We start from the raw sequence: 22,152 nt of genomic DNA, 5'->3' as shown, positions 1-22,152 counted from the left end.
TTATTAAATATTATGTTTGCTTTAAAAAATAGGAAAAATTGAAAATTATTCCAATTTATTTTCAAGGTCTTCCAAAGAGCATGTGAACTTGCATCTCGGGAAATTGCTGCAGCCAACAAATTCACCGAATCTGCCTGATCTCTTCAGGAGAGGCTTACCGCACTTAGGACAGATTCCCACTTCTTCCGGTGTGTATTTTTTGGTGGTGTCCTTTCCGCAGTTAGGGTCAAGACACATTTCCCTGCGGTTTTTGCCTTTTCCCGCAGCAATCATCGGAAGCCCGCATGTTTCACAGGTCTTTTTGATGATTGAAGCATTCTTCGGAAGGGAATAAGTTACATTGCAATCAGGATAGTTGGTGCATCCTACAAAGCTTCCATAACGGCCTTCCCTTTTGACAAGCTTTCCTCCGCAACTGCACTCGCCAACAATATTGGTTGCCTGATAAGCCTCATACAATTTGGAGCCTATGCCCTTTTGATTCTTATCTATATCAACCAGAATGTCCTTAACATCCCTTTCGCCTTCATCAATGACGCTTTCCTTAGTGGTTTCATCCTGATTTATTCCTTCAAGCTTGTTTTCCAAATCCCTTGTAAGCTCTTCGCTAGTCAAATCGCTGCAATAGGTATTTAAGGTGTCAATAAGGTCTTCACCCAATTTGTTGACTTCAATCTTTGTGCCTTCGATATACTTTCTGTCGTATAGCTTATCGACAATATCCGCCCTGGTTGCCTTGGTTCCAAGGTTTTTCTTTTCAAGTTCCTTAATCAGGGAAGCCTGATTGTAGCGGGCAGGAGGTTTGGTTTCCTTTTCATCCTTGATAAGTTCCTTAACGCTCATCAAGTCCCCTTCACTGACTTCAGGGAATTTTTCATCATCAATCTTTTTGAACGGATAATGTTCCATCCATCCCTTATGTGTAACCCGTCTGCGCTTGAACTTGAATTTCTCATCCTCAATGTCCAAAGTGGCACTCATGGTTTCGAATTCGGCTGATTCAAAGAACACGGCAATGAACCTGTAAACAATCAAATTGTAGATTTTTTGCTCGTCCTTGTTGAGTGATTTTGGAAGGATTCCGGTTGGATGGATTGGAGGGTGAGCAGCATCTTCCTTTTTACCGTTGTTAGGCCTTAATTTTGAAGGCAATTTGGAAATATGCTTTTTAAACTCGCTGTTTGCAGACAGCTGCTTAAATATATTTTCAAAACCTAAACTTTCCGGCAATTTCTGGGATGATGTACGTGGATAAGAAGTATAACCTGCACTATAAAGATTTTGAGCCGCAATCTGAGTTCTTTTTGGTGAAAAACCAAACACGCTATATGCTTCTGCCTGAAGACCGCTTAAGTTAAACGGAACAGGCGGCCTGGTTTTTGATTTTGTAAACTCAATCTCATCTACGACAGCATCTTTGCCCTGGCATTTATTGAAGATTTCGTCAGCACGGGCCTTGTCAAAGATATTTCTCTCGACATGCCTGATTTCAATATCCTCAAAATCAAGAATTGCCCTAATAACCCAATAAGGTTCAGGAACAAATTCTCGGATTTCCTTTTCACGCTTTACCAAAATGGACAGTGTAGGAGTTTGGACTCTGCCGACAGACAACTTTAAAAATCTGTGCTTGGTTCTCTTAACGGAATCTGACAAGGCAATGGAAATGTTCATTCCAAAGTAATAATCAAGAATATGGCGTGCTATACCGTTGTCTACCTGATGCATGTCAATATCTATTCTGTTTTCATAAGCATCCACAATATCCTTCTTAGTTAAAGTGGAAAACTTCATTCTTGAAACATTGTTCAGGGAATCCTGACCGCAAGCGTATTTTAAAGCATTGTATCCTATTAAAGTCCCTTCAACATCGTAATCGCAAGCATGAATGTAAGAATCAGCATTTTTACCGAATTTTTTAATGGCTCTTAGGTAATCTCTTGTAAATGCGCTACTTTTGTTGACTTCATGGGAAGGTGCCCAATGAAGATCAAAGGAAACTTTAAATCTTTTGGCTTTTTCGGGAACCAGTGAGTACAAATGACCAACACCGGACAGTACTGTAATGTCTTTAGAATCCCTTTGAAGTTCCCAGTATTTAACTTTCTTATTGTATACTTTCTTTTTGGCACTCGGTGAAAGTGCCTTGGCTATTTTTTCTGCCGAACTCGGTTTTTCGCAAATTATTACTTCATGCATTATATTTACCTAAAAAAATTTTTTATAAAATATTTTAATGAAATTTTTAATATAAAAATATTACTATTTTGCAGAATACTTATATATAATATATTAATTGCCTAAAATTTTCATCAGGCATGTGATTTAAAAAAAAATAATTATTCCTTTTTGGTAGGAATATCTTCATTGTAAAAACGGTAAAAATCAGCGCAAAAATCACAGATTGGAAATTGACCATTCCTGTAATAACCTAAATCCGCCTTGTTCATGTCAAATTCCTTACCGCAGATAAAACAAGTTTCAATTTTTTCTTCAGACATTGTATAACCTTAAAAAAAAAGTAAAAAAGATAGGTTAAATTGCTTAACCTATGTTGTATTTTTGCAAGAGTAAAATCTCTTCGGTAGATACTTTTCCACCTTGTTTGAATTTTTCAAAGATTTCTTCAGCTCTTTCTTTTTCTTCACGGTTCTTATTAGCACCGCCAGAAGGTTTATTATCGGATTTTCTGCGTTTAGGTTTGTTGGAACCTAATTTTTTGTTGATAACATGAATATCGCTTAAGATAACTTTGAACTCTTCATGTTTAGCTGAAGCATTCTTACGAGCTTCGATGAATTTTTTGTGAGCTTCATCAGCTGCAGTCCTGATGTCATCGGTTTTTCTGAAGTAGGTGAGCATTTCTTCGTGAGCAGTTTGTGCTTTTTCAGAAAGTTCAATAACTTTTTCGTGTTCTTCTTCAGATAATTTTTTGAGCTCTTGTGCTTCGTTTTTAACTGATTCGTCTTCGTGAATTTCCATTAATTGTTTTCTTAAATCATTTGCATTTTTAACAAGTTGATTTTCTTTTTTAATGTCTAAAACGCGAGTTTCAATGATTTTATCAATCTTTTTGATTTCATTTTCTATTTTGATTTTATCGCGTTTACCAGAAGACCATTCGAGACTTTTAATCTTATTGTTTGCATCATTACGAGCTTTTTTAGCAGCTTCAACAGCTTTGTTGATTTCATTACGCTCGTTTCTGTATTCAATAGCTTTGTTTAAGTTTTCTTTTAAAGATGCGTTTAATTCATCTCTGATTTTACGTTGTTCTTTAGCTATTTTATTGAATTCTTCTCTTTCTTCAGCAACTTTAGCGATTTCAGCTTCTTTTTCGTCTTTTTGTTTTCTTACCCCTTCCATGGTGTCAGCAAGAACAAAATTAGACTCAGGGAGGCCTTTTTTAGATTTTTTAGCTTTAGGTTTTTCTTCTTTAGCTTCTTCCTCTGCAGGTTCTTCAGTAGCTTCAGCTTCTTCTTCAGCAGCCTCTTCAACTACTTCCTCTTCAGCTTCTTCAGCTTCTTCTTCAGCAGCCTCTTCAACTACTTCCTCTTCAGCTTCTTCAGCTTCTTCTTCAGCAGCCTCTTCAACTACTTCTTCATCAGCTTCTTCAGCTTCAGCGACTTCTTCTACAGGTTCTTCAGCTACAGCTTCGGTTTCAGCTTCTTCAGCTTCGTCTTCTACAGTTTCAGTTTCAGCATCTTCAGTGGTTAATTGATTAAGAATTTCACATAAGACTTTGCATAAGTCTTTTTCTTCTACTACTACATCAGCAATTTCTTTTACGGAGTCTTTTGCATTGAATGCAATTCCGCAACCTGCTGATTCAATCATGGAAATGTCGTTTGCGCCATCTCCAACAGCAACTACTTCATCAAGAGTAATTCCTGCTTCTTCGACATGGTCTTTTAATACATCCAATTTGGTTCCGGATACTAAAGGACCAGTCACTTCGCCAGTTAATTTACCATCTTCGACTGTGAAACTATTAGTATAAACTGTTTCAACTCCAAGTTTATCTTTAATTTTATCAGCCACTACGTCAAAACTACCACTAATGATAGCTACATCTACATCTTTATCTTTTAGACATTTGATGGTTTTTTCTGCGCCAGGCATTAATGGAAGATCACAAGCAACTTTTTCAATGTCTTCAATAGAAGTTCCTTCAAGAAGTTGTACTCTGTCTTTAATAGAAGTTTCAAAGTCAATTTCACCTTGCATAGCTTTTTCAGTGATTGCAGCTATGTCCTCTTCAACATTTGCTAATTTCCCTATCTCATCTATCGCTTCACCATCAATAATAACGTTGTCTAAGTCAAATACTACAAGTTTAATCAATAATACCACCAATTATATTAAATCTAGCTCACTTAATCTGTCGTAAGCTCTTTCGACACCAAGTTTAGCGTCGCTTTTTGTTTTAGCACCAGTACATACAACTTTACCAGAACCAAACAATAATAAAACCACTTTAGGGTCAGATAATCTGTATACCAAACCAGGGAATTGTTCCGGTTCGTATTCAGTATCTTCAAGTTCTAAAGCTACTGCTTCTAAATTTAATGTGGATTCTAAGTTTGCAGAAGCCACAATGTTTTGAATTTTAATTTCAAATTCCTCAGGGATGTCTGTGTCGACAGTCCTCATTAAATCGACAGTCTTTTTGATTGCCAATTTGGAATCGTCTATAGATTTTGCTCCAGTACATACAAGCTTACCAGAGCTGAAAATTAATGCTGCGGTTTTAGGATCTTTAAGTTTAAAAACTAATCCCGGAAACTGTTCACGATTAAAATTAACCCCTTCTAAAGCTTGTGACACTTCAGTAAGAACTATGTCTTTACCAATGCTTGCAGAAGCAACAATGTTTTCAATTTTGATATCAACATCGGTCAATTTAAAACCTCCACTTTGTTATTAAAATTAGTAAGTAAAATTTAAGAAAACAAAAAAGTAAGTTAAATTTTTACTAATAAAATATTTAATTTAAATAGTATATAAATGTATGTTTATATTATATAAGAAAAAATTTTTTTCAGAAATCTCATGAAAAATAAAAAAAATTATCTGCTTGAAAACTTAATTAATTTAACAATTAAAAATCCAAGTAACCCCTTATTTTTATAGATATCATCAACTTCTTTTATTTCACTTAAAAGAATTTTCATTTCATCTTTACTGAAATCACCTTTTTTTAAAAGACTTAAGTAATTCAGCAAAAAGGGATTGACCATCTTATCATATCCTTTAAAGCCATATTTCTGGCATTTTATAATGGCCAGTTTATAGGCTCTTAATGAATCCAAAACCAGATTAAAATTAATGTTTTTTGTGATTGATAAATCGCTTGTATCGAAACGCATGTAATAATTGGTAATGAATTCGTTGTTGAGGAAAACTATTTCTCCCGAATCATAGGCATCCAGAACAAAGTTCAAATCTTCACCGGTAATCAGCTCCGGAAACTTGTCCACAATGGACTTTTTAAATATTCTGGTCCATATTGAAGGCAGTATCTTTAGAATTTCAGGATTTTGGCGAACGTCCGAAATGAAAACCCTATCTCTAATCTCGCTCTGTTTTCCATAAAACATCTTATAAAAGATTTTGCTCCATAAAAAAGAGACCGCTCCCGGAAATGTGGGATTAAACTCCATGTCATTTTTGATGTCCAGATTATCACCATATGGAGAATAGGACTTGAGGCGGAAGTCATCATAAACCCTAAAGTATCTTCCAAATACAATATTCGCACCTGATGATGATATCTCATCATATAAAACCCTGCAGGCATCCTGCGTAAAGCTGTCATCGGCATCCAAAAACATGATATAGTCTGAAGTCGCCTCACCAAGAGCAACATTTCGAGGCCCATAGGCAGCTCCCATATTCTTTTCCAGCTTAATAGCCTTGAAATTAGCATATTTATCACAATACCTGTCTATTATCTCGCAAGTGCCGTCGGTCGATGCGTCATCTACGATGATGACCTCCAAATTATCGACACCAATGCTTTGATTGACAATCGAATCGAGGGCATCGGACAAATACTTTTCGCCGTTGAAAACAGGAATGATTATGGATACTTTAAATTCAGACATTACTTGATTTTATATATTAAATCCTATTTAAGTTTTCGACAAAACAAATCATTATTAAATTTGAAGACAAATATATAACCGATAAAAATGATTGAAGTAGAAGTTAAAGCAAAAATTGATAGTTTTGAAGATATGGAAAAAAAATTAAGTGAACTTGGAGCCTTGAAAACAAAAAAGGAATTCCAGGAAGATATTTACTTTAATAGCCCTGTTGTCGACTTTGCCAAAACAGATGAAGCATTGAGAATAAGAACAACAAGAGAAAATGATGATGAAAACATTTTCATAACTTATAAAGGACCCAAAATTGATAAAAAAAGCAAAACCAGAAAAGAAATAGAGATGGGCATTGAAGAAGCTCAAAAGTGCAGCGAGATATTTGAAGCCATTGGATTCAAAATGGTGAGAACCGTCAGGAAAAACAGACAGTACTACACCTATGAAAATTTTGAAATCTCATTGGACGATGTGGAAAATCTTGACCCCTATATGGAAATAGAAATTGCTCTTGAGGATGGCAGTGATTACAACGATGCTCAAAATAGCATTTTCGAATTGTTTGAAAAATTGGGCATCACAGATGGCTTTGAGAGAACTTCATATCTGGAGCTTTTAGAAAAGCTATATAAATAAACAACCTTAATATTATAAATATTAAATCAATTTTAGAAGGGATTAATTTTGCAATATTTTATAAGTCACTATAACAAGGAAAGTGAAATCGCTTTTCCTGAAGATTTCATTATCTATGATACAACATTAAGAGACGGTGAACAGACCCCTGGCGTCTGCTTCAGCCTTAATGATAAATTAGAAATAGCTAGAAAACTTGATCAATTCAAAATACATCAAATTGAAGCGGGTTTTCCAATTGTTTCCCAAAGAGAACGGGAATCCGTAAAGACAATAGCAAATGAAGGTCTTGATGCAGACATTCTTGCCCTGACCAGAACAAAACCTGAAGATATCGATGCCGCACTTGACTGTGATGTGGACGGAATCATCACATTCGTCGGAACATCAGACATCCACCTTGACCACAAGATGCACATTACCCGCCAGGATGCAATCAACTTATGTGAAACTGCGGTGGATTATGCTAAAGATCATGGATTGTATGTTGCATTTTCAGCAGAAGACGCTACAAGAACAGATATCGACTTTTTAAAACGCATCTATTCAAAAGCTGAAGAATGCGGTGCCGACAGGGTTCATATTGCCGATACCACAGGAGCAATCACCCCACAGGGCATTGACTATATGGTAAGGGAACTTGTAAAGGATATTGACGTTAATATTGCCCTTCACTGCCACAATGACTTCGGTCTTGCGGTCATCAACTCAATTACCGGTGTTCTGGCAGGTGCAAAAGGCATTTCAACAACCGTGAATGGAATTGGTGAGAGGGCAGGCAATGCCTCACTTGAAGAGTTGATTATGGCCTTGAAGATATTATATGGAAAAGACTTAGGATTCAAGACCAAATACATCAAGGAACTCTCAGACATCGTATCCAAGGCAAGCGGACTTCCAATACCATACAACAAGCCAGTCGTCGGAAACAACGTATTCAGACACGAATCAGGAATTCACGTTGATGCCGTTATTGAAGAGCCGTTATGCTACGAACCGTACGTTCCTGAACTGGTCGGCCAGAAAAGGCAGCTCGTTTTAGGAAAGCATTCAGGATGCAGAGCTGTTAGAGCCAAATTGAATGAATGTGAACTGGACGTGAGTGACGATGAACTTATTGAAATCGTAAGGCAAGTCAAAAAACAAAGGGAAGAAGGAAAATACATCAACGATAAGGTCTTTAGGGAAATCGTCAAAAATACAAAAAAATAGGTTATGATTATGAATATTACTGAAAAAATTCTTTCTAAAAAAGCAGGCCATGAGGTAAGTCCCGGAGAAATAATCGAAATTCCGGTTGACCTTGCAATGTCTCATGACGGAACCTCCCCGCCTGCAATCAAAACATTCGAAAAGCTGGCGGACAAAATCTGGGACCCTGATAAGATTGCCATTATCTTTGACCACAACGTCCCTGCAAATACAATCGGATCTGCCGAGTTTCAAAAGGTTTGCCGTGAATTCATTAAAGCGCAAAACATTACCAAAAACTTCATACACGGTGAAGGAATCTGCCACCAGGTTGTTCCTGAAATGGGATTGGTTGAGCCTGGAATGGTCGTTGTAGGTGCAGATTCACACACATGCACATACGGCGCATTTGGAGCATTTTCCACAGGTATGGGGGCAACTGACCTTGCAATGGTTTGGGCAACTGGAAAAACCTGGTTCATGGTTCCTCAAGCCATCAGAATGGAAATTGAAGGCGAATTCAACCAATATATAGCGCCAAAGGATTTGATTTTAAACATCATCGGAGAAGTCGGAATCGCCGGTGCAACATACAAAACCGCCGAGTTCTGCGGTCCGACAATTGAGGCAATGGGAGTCGAAGGTAGGGCAACCATGTGCAATATGGCAATTGAGATGGGTGCCAAAAATGGAATAATGGAACCTAATAGAGAAGTTATTGACTATATCTGCCAAAAAACAGGCAAAAGAGAATCACAACTGAATATTGTAACTTCAGACAGCAATGCTGTCTATGAAAAGGAAATGCACTTTGACATTACTGATCTGGAACCTCAAATTGCATGTCCAAACGATGTGGACAATGTGAAGGACATCTCAAAGGTTGAAGGCACAGCAGTTGACCAATGCCTAATCGGTTCATGTACAAACGGAAGGCTTTCCGATTTAAGGGATGCTGCAGAAATCCTGAAAGGCAAAAAAATTAATGATGACACAAGATTGCTGATACTTCCTGCTTCCCGTGAAATCTACAGACAGGCAATGCATGAAGGATATATCGAAACATTCATTGATGCGGGAGCCATCATATGCAATCCGGGATGCGGACCATGCCTTGGAGGACATATGGGAGTATTGTCCGAAGGAGAGGTTTGTATCTCAACTACAAACAGGAACTTCAAGGGAAGAATGGGAGATCCTGCATCTTCAGTATACTTATCAAACTCAAAAGTGGTTGCGGCCTCAGCGATTGCAGGCACAATCACAAATCCAAAAGACTTATAGCTGATTAAAATGACAGACAAAAACGAAGCAAACAAAGCGCTGATTGACAAGATAAACGATGTGGAAAAGGAAAACAACAAAACATTTTCAAATACTCAAAAAATCCTTCTAACTACCGACGGTTCCATTACAGCCATATTGGATGTGCTGTACGGTAAAATTACCCTAACCACCATCGACCAGCACTTCGAAAATGCCGATGCAGAACATGCGAAATTGGTCAATGTCCCCGTAGGCGAGCAAATCAACTTCAGGGAAGTCATAATGCACAAGGGCGACAAACCGCTAATATATGCAATATCCCACATTCCGCTGTCAAGATGCAACGACAATATCTGTTCAGACCTGATTAGGGCAGACATCCCAATCGGCAGAATATTGAAAAACTATGATATTGAATCAAGAAGGGAAATAAGGCATATCTACATTGAAGAGCCGAATGAAAAGCTAAAAGAGATATTCGGCACCGATGAAGAGATGTTGGCTCGTGATTATGTTATCATCAACAATGACGAGATTTTAATGTGGATTAAGGAAGTATTTCCAATAAGCCACTTTACCGAAGTATAAGGTGATGAAATGGGTGTTAAATTAAAGGATATTGTAGAACCGAAGACCATCAGCTTCAAGGATTTGGAAGGAAGGAGCGTTTCAATAGATGCATTTAACACTCTATACCAATTCCTATCAACAATCCGCCAAAGGGACGGAAGACCTCTAACCGATGAAAACGGTAATGTCACATCACACTTAAGCGGAATATTATACAGAAACTCATCTATGATTGAAAAGGACATTAAACCTATTTATATTTTTGATGGAACCGCACCTGAGCTTAAAAGTGAAACCCAAGCAAAAAGAAGAGAAATAAGGGAAGAATCTGAAAAAATATTTAAAAAGGCGCTGGCCGAAGGAGACACCGAAAAGGCCCGAAAATATGCAATGAGATCATCAAAATTGTCTGCTGAAATCATTGAATCATCCAAAAAGTTATTGACATTAATGGGAATTCCCTATGTGGAGGCCAAAGGAGAAGGTGAAGCGCAGGCAGCATATCTGGTTTCAAAAGGAGACGCATATGCAGTAGCTTCCCAGGATTATGACTGCCTTCTGTTTGGTGCCAAAAGGGTTGTTCGAAACCTGGCTGTCAGTTCAAACCTTGGAAACCTTGAATTCTATGAGCTGGACAAGGTCTTAAGGCAACTGGATATAACCCGCGAAGAGTTAGTGGATATGGGAATATTAATTGGAACTGATTTTTGCGATGGCCTTAAAGGTGTAGGTGCCAAAACTGCCTTGAAATTGGCTAAAAAAGGGCAGCTGAAAGAAAAAATAGCTGAACTTCAAAAGGAATCTGACCATGATTTGGATGAGGTTCGAGACATTTTCCTAAACCACAATGTAAATACCGATTATAAGATTAAATGGGAAAAGCCAAAGCAGGACAAGATTATAGAATTTTTATGCTATGAACACGGATTTTCCGAAGACCGCGTTATTAAGGCATCAGACAAGCTTAAAAATCTAAGTTCCTCACAAGGAAGCCTTGATGCATGGTTTTAAAAAAGATTTAAATAATTAAATAGACTAACATTTTAATTGACCCAGATTATATCTGCAATCACCACCACAAACCCATTTAGATAAAACACGAATTTGGGTCAGGTCGATGATTCCTCACCACCCTTTAAGGAATCATTGGCTTTAGTTAACACTTATTTTAAGATAAATCATGCCAATCCATTGCCAACAATTTCCTGGCCGGTGAACTTGATGTTTTTTACATAGTATACCGTTGTATGCTCTACGCCCAGGCCATGATTTTCAACCACATTTGCAGTGAAATAATTATAAACATATGCGTCCGTTACATCCACATCATAAGGAATTTTCATGGCTTCAAAACCGTCCATTATGACAATCGCATCATCTCCAAAGACAACCTGCTTATTGCCCAGGGATTCCATCCAGTCTACAGTTCCCTCATCATATCCTTCATAATAGGGTAGAGTTTTGATATTTTTGATAACCTTAGTCAAGTCAGAAGAGCCTGAAGAAACATTGAATGACATCCTTTCACCGGAATGGTCAATTGCATCCGGATTATCGTCAATATATGCAACAACCAATACGAACAATACTGCAAATATTATAACGAGTGGAATAGCCCATTTGTTATTCATGTCAAACACCCCTTAATTTAATATATTGCACCAATGCTTGTTAATGTTATTTCTGTTTTAGCCCTATATATCAATCTTTTTGCAGCAGATGCTAAAAATAGAATCCTGATTATTGCGGTTTTCAATCAATAAGGAGGAAAATCCTCACCGAAAACCTTTTTTGCATATTTGATGGCCAAGTCAACTTGGTCTTTATATCTCTTCATCATTTCAGATTCGAAATGCTCTCTTGAAGGAGATATTAAAATTAGCTTAAGCAGTTTTTCATAAGTTTCAATGGCCGAATCCTTATCAAATCCATACTTTTCAACGGCTTCCGGATTCAGTTTTTCAACACATGGAAACTCCAATGTTTTACAAACCGTTTCGGTTGAAAAATAGGTCATCCTGATTAACGGGGAAACTGATGATACCAGAACATGATTTCCCAATTTGATCAGCGGCGGAATGCCCGTGCGTTCATACCTCTCCATAGAAGTCAGCTTATCGTAATTTTTAAGATCATAACAGTGAAGTTCCGTGTAGAAATCCGGCTCAAAGTATTCAATCAGACCCAAAATCTTTTGACCTAAATCTGACTTGTAGTATTCCTTTTGAATAGTTGATATGTATGGTGTTTTATCAAAATTGTAAAAATAGAACTGTCCGGCAGACAAGTCCTCTTCCTTAATTCTCTTGATGAATTTTATGGAAGTATGGCCCTCATTTCCATGAACTCCGCCAATGAACAGTTTGGTTGGTCCATCACCATTGTCAATATATCTGAAATATGACATAAAAAAAGAAATTTTGAAGGAAAATTATGTTCCTTCTTGCCAGTTTGCCATGTAAGCCTTTTGTTTATCTGTTAGAGAATCGATTTCAATGCCCATAGCATCCAATTTCATGGAAGCCACATTGTAGTCGATTTCATCAGGTGCTTTGGTTACGCCAACTGGTAAATCGTTTTCTAGGATGTGTTTTGCAGATAGTGCCTGTACAGCAAAACTCATGTCCATGATTTCTGCAGGGTGTCCTTGTCCGCGTGCTGCAGATAAGTTTACTAAACGGCCGTCAGCAAGCAAATAGATTTTACGTCCGTCTTTGGTTGTGAACTCTTCGATACTTTCACGCACTTCACTAACGTTGGTTGAAATAGCTTCTAAATCTGGTCTGTTGATTTCAACATTGAAGTGACCGGAGTTTGCAAGCATACATCCGTCTTTCATGTATTTGAAGTCATCGCCGCAAATAATGTCAGCGTTACCTGTTACAGTGATAATCAAGTCAGCTTGTTTTACAGCTTCACGAATTGTCATTACTCTGTATCCATCCATTCTTGCTTCGAGTGCTCTGATTGGATCTACTTCAGTTACGATTACATCTGCACCTAAACCTGCTGCTCTTAATGCTAATCCACGACCGCACCAGCCGTATCCACATACAACAACGGTTTTACCTGCAATTACCATGTTGGTAGTTCCCATGATTGCATCGAAACTTGATTGACCGGTTCCGTATCTGTTGTCAAATAGATATTTGGTGTATGCGTCGTTTACAGCAATTACCGGGAACTTTAATGCTCCGTCAGCATGCATTGCTTGAAGTCTGTGTACACCGGTTGTGGTTTCTTCACAAGCCCCTTTGATGTGGCTTAATAATTCTGTTCTTTCATTGTGAAGCACCATAATCATGTCTGCTCCGTCGTCGATGATTATGTCCGGCTTGTGGTCAAGCACCATGTTAATGGTTTGGTAGTATTCTTCATCATCTTGTTCTCTCCAACCGTAAACGTTTAAACCGAGATCAGCTGCACCTGCAACTGCATCGTCATGTGTGGATAATGGGTTGCATCCGGTCATTGCGACTTCTGCTCCACCTGCCATTAAAGTCAAACCTAAGTTGATTGTTTTAGGTTCTAAGTGTAAACATGACCCGATGGTAATTCCTTTGAATGGTTGGGTTTCTTCATATTCTTTTTTGATGGATTCCAAAACAGGCATATGTTTTTGAACCCATTCAATTTTTCTTACTCCTTCAGGAGCTAATGACATATCTTTAACTTTACTCATAAAAATCACAGCATAAAAGTTATTATAATAAAGTATTTTATATTAGGGGTTTTTATATTTAATGTTTTTTTTAAAAAAAAGTAAAAAAAATAACCAAAAAACAAAAACTTTAAATGTTATGATAAAATAATATATAATTGTTAGATGCCGGGGTGGCTCAGCTGGTTAGAGCGCACGGCTCATAGGGTATTAAAGCAGTGCTCTGACTTATTCCTGGGATACCGTGAGATCGCGGGTTCGAATCCCGCCCCCGGCATCCTAAATCCCAGGAATTTCCATCTTAACTACTTTTTTTAAAAATCATTTTTCAAATCATAATTATTTTATATTCAATTAACAAAAATATCATTGTTAAGTAACTGAGGATTTGAAATGTTATATAATACACTTGGAAAAACCGGTTTAGAAGTTTCAAGATTAGGTTTTGGAACAATGAGACTTCCAACAAAGGGTTCTAATGATCAGATTATAGAAGATGAAGCATCTAAAATGTTAACCTATGGAATTGAAAATGGAATAAATCTAATAGATACCGCTTATCCCTACCACAGCAAGACTCTGGAAGGCAGCGGAAACAGCGAAATATTTTTAGGTCAATTTTTAAAGGAAAACAACTACAGGGATGATGTTTTAATCTCAACAAAATCACCATCATGGGCAATCGAAAAGAAAAGTGACTTTGACTTCTACCTAGATGAACAGCTCAAAAAACTCCAAACTGATTATATAGATATTTACCTGCTCCATTCACTTACCGTTCCCGATTGGAATAAAGTAAACGATTTGAATGTTTTAGACTTTTTAGACGACTGCCTTTCAAGCGGAAAGGTAGGTCACGTTGGATTTTCATCACATATCGAAGTGGATTACCTGATTGAAATCATTGATGAATATCCGAAATGGGAAGTTGTCCTGACTCAAATGAACTACCTTGACGAATATTACCAGTCAGGGGTTATGGGTCTGGATTATCTGAAGGAAGTGAATGTTGGAAGCATGGTTATGGAGCCTCTCAGAGGAGGAAGGCTTGTAGAAAACATACCTCCGTCCGTTCAGGAGATATGGAATACTGCTGATGTAAAAAGAAATCCTGTTGAATGGGCTTTCCAATACCTGTGGAACAGAGATGACGTTGATTGTGTCTTAAGCGGAATGAACTCCCTTGAACAGGTAAAACAGAACATTGAAATTGCTTCAACCATTGACAAGATTAATGACCATGACCAGGAAGTCATTAGGGAAGTTGCAAGGGAATACAGGACATTTCTAGGAAACAGCTGCACCCGATGCGGCTACTGCATGCCTTGCCCTCATGGAGTAGACATCATCAATTGCCTGACTGAATACAACATTGCACACATGTTGAACAATCCTAAAGCCAGTGCAATGCAGTATTTTACATTAATTGATGACGACTCCAGAGCAGACAGCTGTGTTCAGTGTATGGAATGCATACCGTTCTGCACCCAGATGTTAAACATACCTGAAGAGCTGGTGAAAGTTCATGAGTACTTTGGAAGTGACTATGACCATTTTTAAGGTGAAAAAATGCCAACAAGACATATTGGAGATGGATATTGGGAAATTGCATCAAGACAAATGAGTATTGTAACAAGAAGCGAGCAGGAAAAATTTAAAAATGCTAAAATCACTGTTATAGGATGCGGTGGAATCGGCGGCCAGACCATTGAAATGCTTGCAAGAATGGGGATTGGAGAACTTGTTTTAGTTGATGAGGATGCATTTGACTTATCCAATCTCAACAGACAAACCCTTGCAACAATCTCAGACATAGGCCATGACAAAAGTGCTGTTGCAGCCGATAAAGTCAGATTAATCAACCCTTACGTTAAGGTAACAAGCTTCAGCGAACATGTCGATGAGACAAACATTGAAAAAATAATTGGCGATTCCAATATCGTTATTGATGCTCTTGACAATGTTTTAACAAGAGTAATCGCTTCAAGAGTTGCAAAAGAAAAGAAAATTCCATTCATCCATGGTGCAATCCACGGAACATTGGGACAAGTTACAGTATTCCTTTCAAACAGCGACAAAACATACGAAGAGATGTTTAACCTCCCATCAGTGGGAAAAGAGCTAGATGAAGAAACCGTCAATGCCCTGAAAAATGTTACTTCAGGCGTTCCCCCAGTTATTGGACCTACTCCAAACTTAATCGGATGTCTTGAAGCCATTGAAGCTTTTAAAATCATTACAGGTGTTGGAAAAGTTACTGTTGCCCCTAAAATGTTAAGTTTTGATTTATTGGATTTGAGTTCATTTAACATGCTTGAAATTTAAACATGAAATCAAATTTTTATTCTTTTTTTATTATAGGTTGAACAAAATAATATGAAAATTTAAAATTTATATTATAATTTCTACTAAAAAAAATTAAACTTATACATTAATATATTAAAAATGACATAATACAATTATATAACTATTTCTTAAAAATATTTATATACAAGGATATGGAAAAATATTTCCAAGGTAGGAAAATACTTTCCGATTTCTTTTTATAAAACTCAATATTCATGGAATATTGGAGCTGATTTGATGAGCGATATTAGTGAAGAAAAAATGCAACAAGTAATAGAACAAATGAAAGAGGATAACATCAAATTTATCCGTCTGCAATTTGTTGATATAAACGGTAGTGTAAAAAACATCGTTATTCCATTTAACGAAGAAGATACTGAAGAATTATTCAATGAAGGTATGTTATTTGACGGATCATCTATTGAAGGATTCGTTGGAATAAATGAAAGTGACCTGGTATTGAAACCAGATATTAATACTTATTCCAGATTATCATGGAGACCTGAGGAATCCGCAGTATGTAGATTCATTTGTGATGTATGGACTCCTGAAAAGGAACCTTTTGTTGGAGACCCAAGAAGCATATTGAAAAAATCCCTTGCAAAAATCGCAAAAATGGGATTGCAATACAACATCGGTCCTGAACCAGAGTTCTTTATTGTAGACATTGATGAAAATGGGTATCCTATGCCATACGACGATGCAGGATACTTTGACGTGGAACCTCTTGACAAAGGACCTGATTTCAGAAGAGAATTGACATTAAACCTTGAAGAATTGGACTTTGAAGTGGAAGCTTCTCACCACGAAGTGGCACCGGGTCAAAATGAAATCGCATTTAAATTCAAAGACGCTTTGAAAACTGCCGATGCAGTAATCACATTCAAACAGGCTATCAAAGCTATTGTAGACAACATGGCAACTTTCGATCAGATGGACTACCGCGTGACCTTTATGCCAAAACCGTTCTTCGGCGTGAACGGAAGTGGTATGCATTGTCACCAATCCATATTTAAAGGTGATAAAAACTTATTCTCTGATCCTGATTCAGAAACTGGTCTATCAAAAGATGCACTCTACTTTATGGGAGGATTACTTGCACACGCTCCAGCTGTAACAGCAATTACAAACCCAATCGTTAACTCATACAAACGTTTAGTGCCTGGTTATGAAGCTCCAGTGTACAGAGCTTACGGTCTTAAAAACAGATCCGCTTTAATCAGAGTTCCTGCAGCTCGTGGAAAAGCTACACGTATTGAATACAGGTCTCCAGACCCAGCATGTAACCCATACTTGGCATTTGCTGTGATGTTGGAAGCAGGTGTTGACGGTATCGTTAACAAAATTGACCCTGGAGAACCGATTGAAGCTGACATTTACAGCATGAGCGAAGAAGAAAGGGAAGCATTAGGCATTAAAGTTCTTCCAACCAGTTTATGGGAAGCTTACCATTCCCTTGAAGAAGATCCACTCATATTGGGCGCTTTAGGAGACCACATCAGTCAAAAATTCCTAGAACTCAAATACAAAGAATGGGACGAATACCGTGTCCAAGTATTCGGATACGAACAAAGAAAATATTTAGATATCTAATCTAAATATTATTTTTTATTTTTTTAAATGATATTACACTAATTGCAACAAAGTTTACCTAAAAGGAGCTTTTTATGTCAGAATCCGAACACAGAATGATTGAAATACTGAGAATACTGAGTGTGCAAGATAAGCCAATAGGTTCTAAAGTAATAGCTGATGAACTGAAAAACAAAGGCTTTAATCTTGGAGAACGTGCTGTCAGATATCACATGCAAATTCTTGATGATAAGGGTTACACCAAAAGGGTGGGATACTCCGGAAGACAAATCACTGAGCTGGGTCTTGAAAAATTAGAGAAAGGATTAATCTATGACCAGGTTGACTTCATCCACTCAAAATTTGAAGAAATGATTTATTTAACTGACTTTAACTATATCAACCAAAGTGGAAATGTGGTTGTCAATACCTCCACCATTTATAATGAAGAATCAATCAATATAATGAAAAATATTTTTGAAAGTGGTCTTTCTGTTAGCCCTTACGTTAATTTAAACAGAGTTGGAAACAAGGATGAAATCGAAGTTACAACATTATGCGGAACAACAATCGATGGGATACTTCTAAATGAAGGAATACCATCACAGCTCCAACATGGCGGTCTATTAAAAATCGAAGATTCAAGGCCAACTGAATTCACAGAAGTAATCTCATACAAAAAAACATCACTGACACCTTTAGATGCCTTTGCAAACAGTAAATTAACTTCCGTTTTGGATGTAATAAACGAAGGCAGTGGAATTGTCCCTGCCAATTTTAGATTGCTGCCGGGCATCAGCAGACAAAAAACAATTGACATCCTAGAAAAATTAAATAAAATTGGAATTGGTGGTGTAATAGACATTTCCGAAGAAGGAAAAGACATATTGGGAGTTCCAGTACCTGACGGAATGATTGGAATGGCCATTATTGGTGGAATAACACCATTCTGTGCACTAAAAGAAATCGGACAGGAAATTGACATAAAAATAGCTGAAGAAATAAAAGACTTTAAAACATTATCACCAATTACATCAAAAATTACACCAATCCTAGAAAAAGTAAAACATGAAAAAAGGGCAAAAATACCATTTTTACTTTCAAAATCATGGAATTTAATCCAACAGGTCAATTTTGATGTTGAAAGAAGAAAAGGAAATATAATAGCTAATGTTTCATACATCTCTAAAAATGAGCTAGATGAATCAATAGATATAATGAAGGAAACTTACGCTAACAATCCGAAATACATCAATCCCTATTACAAATTACTGGACCATCCGACCGATGAGGAAAAAATAGGAATAGCTACAATATGCAGCTTAAGTATTGATGGGCTTTTAATAAACAATGGAATAATGTCCACACCGAAATACGGCGGATTGCTTGAGCTGAGCGAACCTCCACTATTCATCGAACTGATATCCTACAACGGCACAACTGTAGATCCTCACAAAATATTTTTATCCAAAAACATGACATCAATCAGCAGGGATATCGGACCTAACAAAATATTGGCCAGCGTAAAAGAAATCCCATATATCTCCAGAGATTATGCACTTCATCTGTTGGATATATTAAACAATATCGGATTTTCAATTTATAAAATCGGAAAGCCAAGAGAACTGGTATACAACTCAAAAGTAGACAATTATAATTTTGGTGTGATAACTGGTGGCGGTCTTAACTCAATAGGTGCAATTAAAGAAAAAGGCATTGACATTGAAGTTAAAGCCATTGAAAAATTAATACCGTTTGAGGATATGGACAGACTGTAATTAGATTACAGTCACATAAACCTCTTCTCCATTTTTAGGCTTGTGGATAAATTCAATGATATCCTCTTCAAATTCATAAACATCAATTTCAATTGTAGCTCCCAAATCACTTTCATCAAGTGAAACTAATAGTTTAAATCCCGGTTTTCCAAAATATTCTGAAAAATCAACATTTAAAACTTCTCCTTCTGCAAATATTCTATTATAAGAAATTTCTAAAAGGTCATGGATTTTGACATTTTCTTTTAAGTATTTTACAGCATCTTGTGTTGTTAACTCCAATTCTTTCATGTTAATCAACTCCGCATTAACTATAATTATGTTTTCTAATATATAAAAGTTTGTTTGTATATTATCGAACAAAAATTTTTTTGTATTGAAAACCCAGAATTAAAATTAATATAAAAAAAGAGAGTTTATAGAATTTCAATGATAATATCTTTATCATCACTAATATGGCGCATTTCTATCAAATCATCTTCAATTCTCTTAAAATCTATTTCTACAGATTGATTTAATATTTCACCAGTTAACTGCATTGACACTCTAAGACCTTCGCCAGTTTCTTCATCTTCCTCGGTGATACCTAGCACTTCACCAGGAGCAAAAATACGATTATAGGAAACCTCTAAAATATCCCTGACATGAACATTGTTTCTAACATACTCAACCGCTTCATCAAAGGTCATTTCAATTTCTTCCACCATAGTATCGCCTTATTGTTTTAAAAAAATAAAAAAGAAAGTAGGAATTATAAATTCCTATATTCTCTAATTGAAGTATATTCGTCGTCGAGTTCTCCGTATGAAGATAATTTTTCTTTGTTTGCTTCAGCATCCAAGTATAAATTACCTTTACCGTTAAGACCAATATCTCCAGTATATTTAATGTATTTACCTTTGAAAGTGGTTCCGTCAACTTCAGGATCGACAACAATACCATCGAGAACAAATCCTTCGAGTAATCTTCCAAGGAATCCGTGGATGATAATGTTACCGTTTTTCATTTGTCCACCAGGCCAACGGTTTACGTTACCGTCGATTTCAATGATACCTTTGGTCATGTGAATACCAGCTAAGATATCACAGTCACCTTTAACATGGATTCTACCACCAGTTAAACATTCACCACATTGTTTACCAGCGTTACCGCCGACAACAATTTGTCCTCCGGTCATACCTCTCCATTCACCGATGTAGGAAGCACCAGTGAACTCTTTGGTGTTTCCTTCAATTTCAAGGTATCCTCCAGACATTTCTCTTCCAGCGTGAGCAGCTGCATCACCTTTAACGAGAATGGATCCACCGGACATTTCAGCACCAACGTGTAAATCTACACTACTGTTACATACAATGTTTCCACCACTCATTTTACAACCGATGTATTTTACTCTGTTTAAATCACCGTTGAGAATCATTTCAACTTCATCAGGTCCATTAGCTTCTCCAACAACAGTAATGTCGAAGAAATCAGTAATTGGGAATCTTGAGTTTCCGATTGGGACTTGATATTTTGCGAAATCAGCTTCGGTCCATGAATAAATTTCATCAGGAATTAATTCATCGAATTCTAAAGCGATTGAAGAAGTTTTTATTTGATCAAATGTAATAGTTTTCAAATTAAACACCCCTATTTACCATCAACATCTATTCTGATTGGGTTGGATACGTAGTGGTCGTGTACTGGATAGTTTTCCCATTTAACTGAGTAGTATTGGGTGAAGAACGGCATGATATTGTCGATGACTTTTTGTTCTTGTTGTTCCCATCCTTTAACGTTAACCCAAACGTTTTGACTTTCTTTAACTTTTACGATTTCTTTATCTTTTACTAAGATTTGACCATCTTTAATAGTGTATTCAGCAACATTGAAACCTTTTTCAATTTCATCAGCTTGTTTAGATGGGTCAATTTCATTAGGATTTATGTCATATACTGCAATGTCTGCTCTGTATCCAGGAGTAAGAGCACCTTTGTCTGTGAATCCGTAGATTCTAGCAGGAGCAGCTCTTGTAATAGTTGCAATATCGTAGAAATCATATTCTCTTTCAAGAGTTGGGAGAAGAGTTCTTTTGTTAACCCATTTGTGAACTTCATTTTCACACATGTCTTGTCTTTTCTCATTACTCATCAACCAGGAGATAATTCTAGGATATCTGGTAAATGGTCCTGCATTAGGGTGGTCAGTAGTTAAACATACTCTCCATGGGTCTTCGATTAACAAGAATAATTCAAGACCGATAGCCCATTGTAATGTACTAACAGGACTTCTTTTGGAGTAAATACATGGAATAATACCTGCTGCAGTTTCACATTCAATATCTTTGTTGGTCCATTTAAGACCGGATAATTTGAATAAGTCGTATTCCATAGGAGCATCTGCAGTCATGGTAGTGGTTTCATCGAAAGTTACTTGACCTATATCACAAGTAATGTTGTCTTTCTTGTTGAAATGTTTAGCAACTTCTTCAGCACCGGAGGTTACATCTTTCCAGCTGTTACCTAAGTAAGAGTGGAATTGCAAGTGAGTCATGTGCATGACTTGGTCCCTGATTTCAGCTGCACCTTTACCTTTTTTAATTCCGTCCATAGCATCCATGGTTTCTAAGGTTGTAGGTACGTTACCTGGGTGTCCTAAATCGTTAGGGTGAATGTGAATAGAGTGAGGTAAGTTTAACATTTCGTTAGCTTTTGCTAAAGCAATTACAACTTCTTTGGAAGTTACATCAAAGTATGGTGCTTTATCATTGAAACCGTGTACGTTCATACCCCATCCCCATGCTTCACTTCCACATGGGTTTACGATTTTTACACCGTAACCTTTGGAGATTTTTAACCATGCTGCAATAAATGCTGCAATATCTTCAATATTATTATCTTTTGCATATTCCATTACAAACCAGTTGTTACCGAATAATGGTAATGCTGGGATATCTAATTGTGGAATAGTTGCAATTTCTTCGTGAGTGTGTTTTGCTTCAAGAGGAGGCATAGCTGCTTCTACAACAGTACCGTAACCTAATCTTGAG

At 37.0% G+C, this 22,152-nt stretch carries 21 protein-coding genes and 1 tRNA gene; 10 read left to right on the top strand and 12 right to left on the bottom strand.

Annotated features, from left to right (window positions below):
• Positions 1–45 precede the first annotated feature (45 nt).
• The 5 genes from topA to IJI93_RS10040 form a co-directional block, all read right to left on the bottom strand.
• The gene (gene topA, locus IJI93_RS10060) at positions 46–2,199 is read right to left on the bottom strand and encodes a DNA topoisomerase I (protein WP_292822672.1); all 2,154 of its coding nucleotides are present in this window, start codon (positions 2,197–2,199) and stop codon (positions 46–48) included.
• Positions 2,200–2,339: 140 nt separating this feature from the next.
• A complete protein-coding gene (locus IJI93_RS10055; RefSeq protein ID WP_292822670.1) occupies positions 2,340–2,501 on the bottom strand; it encodes a hypothetical protein in 162 nt (53 codons plus the stop codon).
• A gap of 43 nt (positions 2,502–2,544) precedes the next feature.
• On the bottom strand, positions 2,545–4,344 hold the full coding sequence (gene serB, locus IJI93_RS10050; protein ID WP_292822668.1) for a phosphoserine phosphatase SerB: 1,800 nt from the start codon (positions 4,342–4,344) through the stop codon (positions 2,545–2,547).
• 12 nt (positions 4,345–4,356) lie between these two features.
• Positions 4,357–4,902: a TATA-box-binding protein gene (locus tag IJI93_RS10045; protein WP_292605725.1), complete on the bottom strand. Its 546-nt coding sequence runs from the start codon at positions 4,900–4,902 to the stop codon at positions 4,357–4,359.
• A gap of 167 nt (positions 4,903–5,069) precedes the next feature.
• A complete protein-coding gene (locus tag IJI93_RS10040; RefSeq protein ID WP_292822666.1) occupies positions 5,070–6,107 on the bottom strand; it encodes a glycosyltransferase family 2 protein in 1,038 nt (345 codons plus the stop codon).
• An 87-nt stretch (positions 6,108–6,194) separates the two neighbouring features.
• On the opposite strand from IJI93_RS10040, the gene cyaB reads away from it, so the two are divergent.
• The 5 genes from cyaB to fen are packed head-to-tail and all read left to right on the top strand — an operon-like array spanning position 6,195 to position 10,778.
• Positions 6,195–6,740, top strand: a complete 546-nt coding sequence (gene cyaB / locus IJI93_RS10035) for a class IV adenylate cyclase (protein WP_292822664.1) — start codon at positions 6,195–6,197, stop codon at positions 6,738–6,740.
• A gap of 48 nt (positions 6,741–6,788) precedes the next feature.
• Positions 6,789–7,952, top strand: a complete 1,164-nt coding sequence (locus IJI93_RS10030) for a homocitrate synthase family protein (RefSeq protein ID WP_292822662.1) — start codon at positions 6,789–6,791, stop codon at positions 7,950–7,952.
• A gap of 9 nt (positions 7,953–7,961) precedes the next feature.
• Complete coding sequence (gene hacA, locus IJI93_RS10025) at positions 7,962–9,215, top strand: homoaconitase large subunit (RefSeq protein WP_292822660.1); 1,254 nt, start codon at positions 7,962–7,964, stop codon at positions 9,213–9,215.
• A gap of 9 nt (positions 9,216–9,224) precedes the next feature.
• Positions 9,225–9,785, top strand: a complete 561-nt coding sequence (locus tag IJI93_RS10020; protein WP_292822658.1) for a chorismate lyase — start codon at positions 9,225–9,227, stop codon at positions 9,783–9,785.
• 9 nt (positions 9,786–9,794) lie between these two features.
• The gene (gene fen, locus IJI93_RS10015) at positions 9,795–10,778 is read left to right on the top strand and encodes a flap endonuclease-1 (protein WP_292822656.1); all 984 of its coding nucleotides are present in this window, start codon (positions 9,795–9,797) and stop codon (positions 10,776–10,778) included.
• A gap of 167 nt (positions 10,779–10,945) precedes the next feature.
• On the opposite strand, the gene IJI93_RS10010 is transcribed toward fen, so the two are convergent.
• From IJI93_RS10010 to ahcY, 3 genes are all read right to left on the bottom strand, one after another.
• The gene (locus IJI93_RS10010) at positions 10,946–11,398 is read right to left on the bottom strand and encodes a hypothetical protein (protein WP_292822654.1); all 453 of its coding nucleotides are present in this window, start codon (positions 11,396–11,398) and stop codon (positions 10,946–10,948) included.
• Between the two features lie 125 nt (positions 11,399–11,523).
• Positions 11,524–12,174, bottom strand: coding sequence for a DUF2119 domain-containing protein (locus tag IJI93_RS10005; protein ID WP_292822652.1), 651 nt, complete (start codon positions 12,172–12,174; stop codon positions 11,524–11,526).
• A 24-nt stretch (positions 12,175–12,198) separates the two neighbouring features.
• A complete protein-coding gene (gene ahcY, locus IJI93_RS10000) occupies positions 12,199–13,449 on the bottom strand; it encodes an adenosylhomocysteinase (protein WP_292822650.1) in 1,251 nt (416 codons plus the stop codon).
• A gap of 146 nt (positions 13,450–13,595) precedes the next feature.
• On the opposite strand from ahcY, the gene IJI93_RS09995 reads away from it, so the two are divergent.
• The 5 genes from IJI93_RS09995 (at position 13,596) to IJI93_RS09975 (ending at position 19,124) form a co-directional block, all read left to right on the top strand.
• Positions 13,596–13,705, top strand: a tRNA-Met gene (locus tag IJI93_RS09995).
• Between the two features lie 116 nt (positions 13,706–13,821).
• Positions 13,822–14,988 carry an aldo/keto reductase gene (locus IJI93_RS09990; protein ID WP_292822648.1) on the top strand — a complete coding sequence of 389 codons (1,167 nt, stop codon included), beginning with the start codon at positions 13,822–13,824 and terminating at the stop codon, positions 14,986–14,988.
• Between the two features lie 9 nt (positions 14,989–14,997).
• Positions 14,998–15,753 carry a HesA/MoeB/ThiF family protein gene (locus IJI93_RS09985; RefSeq protein WP_292822646.1) on the top strand — a complete coding sequence of 252 codons (756 nt, stop codon included), beginning with the start codon at positions 14,998–15,000 and terminating at the stop codon, positions 15,751–15,753.
• A 258-nt stretch (positions 15,754–16,011) separates the two neighbouring features.
• Positions 16,012–17,367 (top strand): type I glutamate--ammonia ligase, encoded by a 1,356-nt coding sequence (gene glnA / locus IJI93_RS09980; protein ID WP_292822644.1) that lies wholly within the window; start codon positions 16,012–16,014, stop codon positions 17,365–17,367.
• 74 nt (positions 17,368–17,441) lie between these two features.
• Positions 17,442–19,124 carry a DUF128 domain-containing protein gene (locus IJI93_RS09975; RefSeq protein ID WP_292822643.1) on the top strand — a complete coding sequence of 561 codons (1,683 nt, stop codon included), beginning with the start codon at positions 17,442–17,444 and terminating at the stop codon, positions 19,122–19,124.
• Here the strand turns inward: IJI93_RS09975 and IJI93_RS09970 are convergent, their stop codons facing one another.
• The 4 genes from IJI93_RS09970 to IJI93_RS09955 all read right to left on the bottom strand — a co-directional run.
• Entirely contained in the window at positions 19,125–19,415 is a 291-nt protein-coding gene (locus IJI93_RS09970) for a DUF2097 domain-containing protein (RefSeq protein WP_292822642.1), read from the bottom strand. It abuts the gene before it with no gap.
• Between the two features lie 125 nt (positions 19,416–19,540).
• Positions 19,541–19,831: a DUF2097 domain-containing protein gene (locus IJI93_RS09965; protein WP_292822640.1), complete on the bottom strand. Its 291-nt coding sequence runs from the start codon at positions 19,829–19,831 to the stop codon at positions 19,541–19,543.
• Positions 19,832–19,875: 44 nt separating this feature from the next.
• Positions 19,876–20,751, bottom strand: a complete 876-nt coding sequence (locus IJI93_RS09960; protein WP_292822638.1) for a formylmethanofuran dehydrogenase subunit C — start codon at positions 20,749–20,751, stop codon at positions 19,876–19,878.
• A gap of 2 nt (positions 20,752–20,753) precedes the next feature.
• Positions 20,754–22,152 (bottom strand): formylmethanofuran dehydrogenase subunit A (locus IJI93_RS09955; protein WP_292822636.1); only part of this gene is annotated, 1,399 nt, incomplete at its 5' end.

The sequence above is a fragment of the Methanobrevibacter sp. genome (genome assembly GCF_017431965.1).
Classification (GTDB): Archaea; Methanobacteriota; Methanobacteria; order Methanobacteriales; family Methanobacteriaceae; genus Methanocatella.
Note: the sequence above shows the minus strand (reverse complement) of the source record. Positions and strands in the feature narration are given on the sequence as shown.

Bases quoted from the DNA above. Each gene is read 5' to 3' on its own strand.
- topA (WP_292822672.1), bottom strand. From the start codon at position 2,199: ATGCATGAAGTAATAATTTGCGAAAAACCGAGTTCGGCAGAAAAAATA.
- IJI93_RS10055 (WP_292822670.1), bottom strand. From the start codon at position 2,501: ATGTCTGAAGAAAAAATTGAAACTTGTTTTATCTGCGGTAAGGAATTT.
- IJI93_RS10040 (WP_292822666.1), bottom strand. From the start codon at position 6,107: ATGTCTGAATTTAAAGTATCCATAATCATTCCTGTTTTCAACGGCGAA.
- cyaB (WP_292822664.1), top strand. From the start codon at position 6,195: ATGATTGAAGTAGAAGTTAAAGCAAAAATTGATAGTTTTGAAGATATG.
- hacA (WP_292822660.1), top strand. From the start codon at position 7,962: ATGAATATTACTGAAAAAATTCTTTCTAAAAAAGCAGGCCATGAGGTA.
- IJI93_RS10020 (WP_292822658.1), top strand. From the start codon at position 9,225: ATGACAGACAAAAACGAAGCAAACAAAGCGCTGATTGACAAGATAAAC.
- fen (WP_292822656.1), top strand. From the start codon at position 9,795: ATGGGTGTTAAATTAAAGGATATTGTAGAACCGAAGACCATCAGCTTC.
- IJI93_RS10010 (WP_292822654.1), bottom strand. From the start codon at position 11,398: ATGAATAACAAATGGGCTATTCCACTCGTTATAATATTTGCAGTATTG.
- IJI93_RS10005 (WP_292822652.1), bottom strand. From the start codon at position 12,174: ATGTCATATTTCAGATATATTGACAATGGTGATGGACCAACCAAACTG.
- ahcY (WP_292822650.1), bottom strand. From the start codon at position 13,449: ATGAGTAAAGTTAAAGATATGTCATTAGCTCCTGAAGGAGTAAGAAAA.
- IJI93_RS09990 (WP_292822648.1), top strand. From the start codon at position 13,822: ATGTTATATAATACACTTGGAAAAACCGGTTTAGAAGTTTCAAGATTA.
- IJI93_RS09985 (WP_292822646.1), top strand. From the start codon at position 14,998: ATGCCAACAAGACATATTGGAGATGGATATTGGGAAATTGCATCAAGA.
- glnA (WP_292822644.1), top strand. From the start codon at position 16,012: ATGAGCGATATTAGTGAAGAAAAAATGCAACAAGTAATAGAACAAATG.
- IJI93_RS09975 (WP_292822643.1), top strand. From the start codon at position 17,442: ATGTCAGAATCCGAACACAGAATGATTGAAATACTGAGAATACTGAGT.
- IJI93_RS09970 (WP_292822642.1), bottom strand. From the start codon at position 19,415: ATGAAAGAATTGGAGTTAACAACACAAGATGCTGTAAAATACTTAAAA.
- IJI93_RS09965 (WP_292822640.1), bottom strand. From the start codon at position 19,831: ATGGTGGAAGAAATTGAAATGACCTTTGATGAAGCGGTTGAGTATGTT.